At 50.4% G+C, this 5,788-nt stretch carries 7 protein-coding genes; all 7 read left to right on the top strand.

From position 1 onward, the window contains the following. The first annotated feature begins 253 nt into the window (after positions 1-253). Positions 254-772 carry a DUF6634 family protein gene (locus tag GG681_RS17560; RefSeq protein ID WP_153549346.1) on the top strand — a complete coding sequence of 173 codons (519 nt, stop codon included), beginning with the start codon at positions 254-256 and terminating at the stop codon, positions 770-772. 153 nt (positions 773-925) lie between these two features. Then, positions 926-1,201, top strand: a complete 276-nt coding sequence (locus tag GG681_RS17555; protein ID WP_153549345.1) for a type II toxin-antitoxin system RelE/ParE family toxin — start codon at positions 926-928, stop codon at positions 1,199-1,201. Positions 1,202-1,210: 9 nt separating this feature from the next. Next, positions 1,211-1,510: a HigA family addiction module antitoxin gene (locus GG681_RS17550; RefSeq protein ID WP_153549344.1), complete on the top strand. Its 300-nt coding sequence runs from the start codon at positions 1,211-1,213 to the stop codon at positions 1,508-1,510. A 117-nt stretch (positions 1,511-1,627) separates the two neighbouring features. Then, a complete protein-coding gene (locus tag GG681_RS17545; RefSeq protein ID WP_153549343.1) occupies positions 1,628-2,476 on the top strand; it encodes a hypothetical protein in 849 nt (282 codons plus the stop codon). 340 nt (positions 2,477-2,816) lie between these two features. After that, complete coding sequence (locus GG681_RS17540; protein WP_153549342.1) at positions 2,817-4,235, top strand: hypothetical protein; 1,419 nt, start codon at positions 2,817-2,819, stop codon at positions 4,233-4,235. A 359-nt stretch (positions 4,236-4,594) separates the two neighbouring features. Continuing rightward, positions 4,595-5,536 carry a replication initiation protein gene (locus GG681_RS17535; RefSeq protein WP_194287224.1) on the top strand — a complete coding sequence of 314 codons (942 nt, stop codon included), beginning with the start codon at positions 4,595-4,597 and terminating at the stop codon, positions 5,534-5,536. Between the two features lie 49 nt (positions 5,537-5,585). After that, positions 5,586-5,788: helix-turn-helix domain-containing protein (locus GG681_RS17815; RefSeq protein WP_214645165.1), on the top strand; the 203-nt coding region annotated here is incomplete at its 3' end.

The raw sequence follows: 5,788 nt of genomic DNA, 5'->3' as shown, positions 1-5,788 counted from the left end.
TCTGAGCTGCACAGGGTGTTTACTCCCATATCACCTGAGACTATCCCGAAACCATCACACAGAGATATGACGCACCTCCAGGATGACACCCCCGTTATGCAAGTCAAAATAGACGCGCTTGAGGAAATGCTGGCGAGAGAACGCGAGGCACTGGACGAGATGAGAACCGACCGAGACGCTTGGAAACAGCAAGCAACAGCCTTGCTATCAGCGCCACCCCCGAAGCGCCGCCGTTGGTGGCAATGGAAGTGACATGACGAACAACATCACCCCTTCTCGTGCCGATTTGGACCAAGCACCACGGCTAGAATGCTGGCGGGTGATTTCAGGACTTGAGGCAACGTGGCTACGTGGTGAAGTAACAGGGCATCCGATATTACACGACCAGCGGATCAACACGTCGCCACTGCTAGCCTTAAATAAAGAAAATAAATGGGCACGAACTAGATCTCGCTTTTATGTTCTGGGCGAACCAGCCTTTAAACCACCCACGGAGCTTGAGAGGGCACGATATAAGAAGAGGCTGGCAGAACACAAAAGGCGTCTGGTCGATCTAAGCAAGTGTGATTTCCCCCACGGCCTGTACCAGCTCAGTAACTATCCAACGATAGCCCGTATCGTAGTCCGCCGATCAGTAGCAATGAAATTAGATGGTCGGACTATTTTGGCCGTGGTGAAAGGCGCTCACCCAAGTGACCTAGCCGCGATGACAGAAGACGAACGCGAATTTCTGGACCTACTACGCGTGAGAGAAAACGGCGTTGTTTTCTAAGTGAGCCAGATATCTTAAAGAAGAAAAATACCTTTCCGAGCGCTATTGAAACGCTGTTTCAATAGCGTTTTGATGCCTAAAACTCGAATAAGTATTGGAAACACATGTGTAAGCTATTAGTTGACACATGTAAGCGATTGGGTTACACATATAATGATCAAGAGCTTTGCACACAAGCAGCTGGAGGCGCTCTGGAATACAGGAAGATCTAAGATCAATGCTCAGCAACATAAGCGCATTCAACGCAGACTAGATGCTTTGGATGCGGCTACTGCAGCAGAAGACATGAACCTTCCTGGTTTCAACTTTCATGCACTGCAAGGCTTCAACCCAACGCGCTACACTGTCCATGTGAACGGCGCTTGGTGCATCACATTCGAATTCCGAGATGGCGACGCTCATGTCGTAGATTTCGAGCAATATCACTAGGAGGCAAAAATGAGCCGTAATCCGAACCGCTGCCCTACGCATCCTGGCGAGCTTCTGCGTGAGGACATTCTCCCCGAGATCGACAAGTCCAAGACCGCTCTCGCTGATATGCTCGGCATTTCTCGGCAACATCTGTACGATGTCTTGGCTGAACGGAAACCCGTCAGCCCGCCCATGGCAGTCAGACTCGCAAAGCTTTTCGGAAATGATCCGCTGTTTTGGATTCGCATGCAGGGAGCATATGACGCATGGCACGCAGAGCGAAATGTAGACGTCTCCAAGGTTCAGCCATTAGTCGCGGCAGAGTAAATGCTAAACAAAATACAGGAGCCTTTCAGGCTCCTGTATTTTGTTGATTTTTCCCAAAGTCATGAACTACGAAAATCTGGATGAATGGCCCAGATTTACATGACGTTGGAGTTGAAGATGGCGCCTCAGATCAAATTTTTAGAATTCTGGAAGCTCTGCATTAAAAATGCTTTTCGGGGGTCATACCTAGTAATATGCGGATGGGCCGGCCCCCCGATCAGTATCATTGTTACGATTATTCAATCCTATAATCTTGTACCCAAAGGATTTACTTTTCTAGACACCAACATTGCTGTCGTGGTCCCAGTTTTGGCTACTGTCTTATTCTTCACCATCAGATTGATACGTGAACCAGTACTGCACTACCGCGCCTCGCAAAGAGACGTATCTCGCCTTAGCGCTCGCCTACATCCTTCGTTGAAGTTCTCAATCAAGGATCCTGAAGGAACGGACGAGTGTACATGGGTCACGAACCAGACGATGGGCGGATATAGAACCCATCACCCACACCTAAATTATGCAAATGCTCTTTGTTTGCTGGTTGAAAACACATCAGCAGTCCGGGTTGGCCCGTGTGTGGGTGTTTTGTTTGAGGCATCCCGCCTCGAAGAGGGCCAGTGGGTGAAGATTGGTTTAGATGAACCTGTGAGGTTGGCTTGGAGCACAAATGCTCCTGAGGAACACCTCCAAGCCTTCATTGAGCCAGAAATGACTGCTCGTCTCTGGATCGCATCTATTAACTATAACGGTTATACTTGGCTCATTCGGGACCTCAACAACCTCCATAGTGTGCAGCATACGATCTTCGGCGAAGCAGGAACTTATCGAGCATCAATTCAAGTAAGTGATGGCACATCAGAGCCAACCCGTATTCAAATTGAGCTCACAACGTCCCCAGATCAAAGTAGACATCACATGCACCCTGGTATCGTGGTTGCTCAAAAGGTGCCTTTCAGCGCTGCCTGACCTGATTAGGCTGACGCTTGTTTGGTTATATCTTCGATAATAACAACGCCGCCTGATCATACCTCCGATATTTAAGGTCTCCGGTATGATCAGGCTCCTCGCAAATCTCTGACGACATCGCCCTTCAAAAGGCAGGGGAGGAGGAGATTTGCTTTGTGGAATATATTCCACAAAACGACACGTTTGGCATCTTGGCTTGGGGTTTCAAAAGGGGATGTGCAACGTTCCACTTTGCCAGCGGAGCGCAGGGGGGTTTTGAAAGGGGGGAGAGTGTGCTATCCCCCCTTCACCTACGGTAACTGAAAGTTACCACTAGTAGGTTATATGATACGAGATCATTATGGCGCAGAGCGACAGCAATCCTCGGGCAATATCCGTCCGTCTAAAACACTACAACAGGGACAAAACGCGTTTTCAGATCGGCCATGATAGGCGTATCGGAAACCAACCAGATCATGTTGACTTAGACCGATCTTCACTCAACAGCAGCTCCGGTGAAATGACGGTCCAGGACTACACAGCCCTCATGCTGGAACGTCGCGAAATGACGGCTCCCAAACGGGCGGCCCAAATGAAACGTGTCGCAGTGATGACTGGTGGTATCATCACTTTTGGGCATCTGGCTCAGGTCGGCGTGGATGAACTCACGAAAGAAGATCAGGATGCCATGTTCCAGGCTGTTGCCCAGGCAATAGCTGGACATCTCGAAAACGATTTGACCGGCTGGGATGTTCACCGCGACGAAAATGCGATCCACGCCCATTTTGAAATGCCGTCTCGACGTGGGACAGACGGCAAGCTGATGAGCGAAATTCTTTCTCCCGCGATGACGTCAGAGCTGCAAGACCTTGCAGCCAAAACGGCGCAGACGTGGGTTGCAGAGATTGAGCGTGGCGCGAGAAAAGAGGATACGAAAGCGCGCAACAAATCGGTTAAGGAACTGCATCAAACGCAGGCTATTGATCTAGCCAAGAAGCAGGAAACTCTCGCCAAGCTAGAACGCGACATCGACAAGCTTGCTGAACGGATCGAGAAGCTGAACCGAAAAGAGGCGCTGAACGAGAAAGAACGCAAACGCCTCGAAACATACAGCCGCCGCCTGGCCACCAAGGAACAGGAGCTGTCTGATGCTCTGAGCGCAACCAAAGAAGCGCGCGAACAGTACGAACAACGCATGTTCGACCGGCTCTTGAAACGCGATCCTTCCGCAGCTGAGCAAGTGAAGGCCGCCCAAGCCGCGCAGAGAGCCGCTGAGAGGGCGGCTGAGAGGGCTGAGCGGAGTAAGGCAGAAGATGTGGCAAAAGCTGACGAAAGGGCCTCAGCGGCTCTTTCTGAGCGGCTGGCGGCTATCAAACACCAAGAGCGCCAAGCCCTGAGGGATGCGACCAAGGCTGCTGAGATGCGTTCTGATGCCCAGAAGCAGCTACAGGAAGCGAAACAAGATCGGGAAGATGCCGCGGCTCTTCTCAAGACGAACGAGACCACACTTGAGCAAGCACAAGGCTCAAAGATGCTCTACAGCGTAGAGAAAAAGAAAGTCGCGCAGCTTGAAGCCGAAGTTACAAAGCTGAAAGTGAAGCTAGAACTGATCAGTGAAGCCACGAACAAGGTTTTAGGGCGTCTATTGCCGGACTGGAAACAGGTGAAAGATAAGGTCAATCAACTGATCGCAGATAGGTGGGACAACCACCCTCAGAACCCTGACCGTAAGAAAGCCTCTCAGCAGCAGTCTTTCACCTCTGGACCTTCAGGCCCCTGATCACAAGACGGCTGCTTCTCTCAAAGCTTTATTCATCCGGGTTTAGGCGGTGAAATTTGAGTTCGCCAAGCGCCAAAATCACTCCAAAATTTTGATGAATGGAAACGCAGTTTCCCTATTTCTATATATTTCTTATTTCAGAGCCCTGTAACACTTTGAAATAAATACATTAAACGAATTAAACGTGAGGAATCGGGACTTAAACGTGAGGAATCGGGACTCTAAACGTGAGGAATCGGGACTATCTGTGAGTTATTGACGTGTATTAAACTCACAGTTAGTCTCACAGTATGGGAAACGCTCTTAATATTGCAGAAACTGTCAGCACTCGACCCGATGCCTCCTCGAAGCCAGGGGAGATGCTGGATGCACAATTCACAAAAAATGCCCTACGCAATCCTCCAAGTCTTCAGGCTTTAAAGCTGCAAGACATGTTGATGAAAAATGCCGGTGGAAAGATTGCGGAAGACAAATGGCATGAGATGCCACTGGCCAGCTTCAAGCAGGTGAAGGGCTTTCGGAACCTCACCCATGAAGATGTGGTTCGCCTCTTTGAAGAGCTGCGCAGTGTCACCATGCGCCATGTGAACCACGAAGAAGGTCATACCGCCGTTTATGGCATGATCGCCGTGGGCCGCGTGGACATGGACGAGGGGAGCGGAAAACTCCGCTATCAATTCGACGCTGAGTTTCGGAAGGTGATCGAAAAGTCTGATCTCTATGCTGTTCTCGATTACCGTGCAGGTCTTGCCATGTCGTCACGATATGCACACCGCCTGCATGAGATGATCGCTTTTCGATCCGGTCGAGAAAAGCAGGTTGAGCTGTTCACAATCGAAGAACTGCGTTCGCGGCTTGGTGTTCAGGTCGGCAAGCTTTCCAGATGGCCAGATCTCAAACGATACGCACTCGATCGTGCAATCGAAGAGGTGAACCAATCGAGCCGTTTCATAGTGTCTTATCGGATCACCAAGCGCGTGAAACGCGCGACGGCTGAGCTGGAGCTGACCTGGGAAGTAAAACCCGACCAGAGAGACACGAAGAAGGAGCAGGCCTCACATTCGACCGCAAGGAAGGGTCGACGGGCTGAGGCCAAAGAGCCGATAGCGTTTCCTGACGCTGGATCGATCACTTACAGTCCGCATTGGATCACGCTCAAGCAGGCTGCTGGCTGCAACATGGACAACACTATGATCGCCACAAAGTTTCGATCCTTCTGTGCGGAACGCAGCATCAAGCTCAATGCCCGGAACATTGAAAAACTCTTCTCCGACTTCTGCTCCAAGGTGGGAAAGGTGTAACCATGAACGCAACCACTGATACGGTCCCAATGAAACGGAACGAGACCCCATGAATTACACCCTTGGACAGGCCGCAAAAGCGACAGGGAAAAGCAAGACAACGATCCAGAGGGCAATCGCAAAGGGCCTTATTTCAGCAAAAAAAAACGCTTCAGGCGTATATCAAATAGACCCTTCTGAGCTGCACAGGGTGTTTACTCCCATATCACCTGAGACTATCCCGAAACCATCACACAGAGATATGACGCACCT

This window comes from Tritonibacter aquimaris, from assembly GCF_009617595.1.
Classification (GTDB): Bacteria; Pseudomonadota; Alphaproteobacteria; order Rhodobacterales; family Rhodobacteraceae; genus Epibacterium; species Epibacterium aquimaris.
The sequence above is the reverse complement of the archived record's forward strand: the minus strand, read 5'-3'. Positions and strand labels throughout refer to the sequence as shown.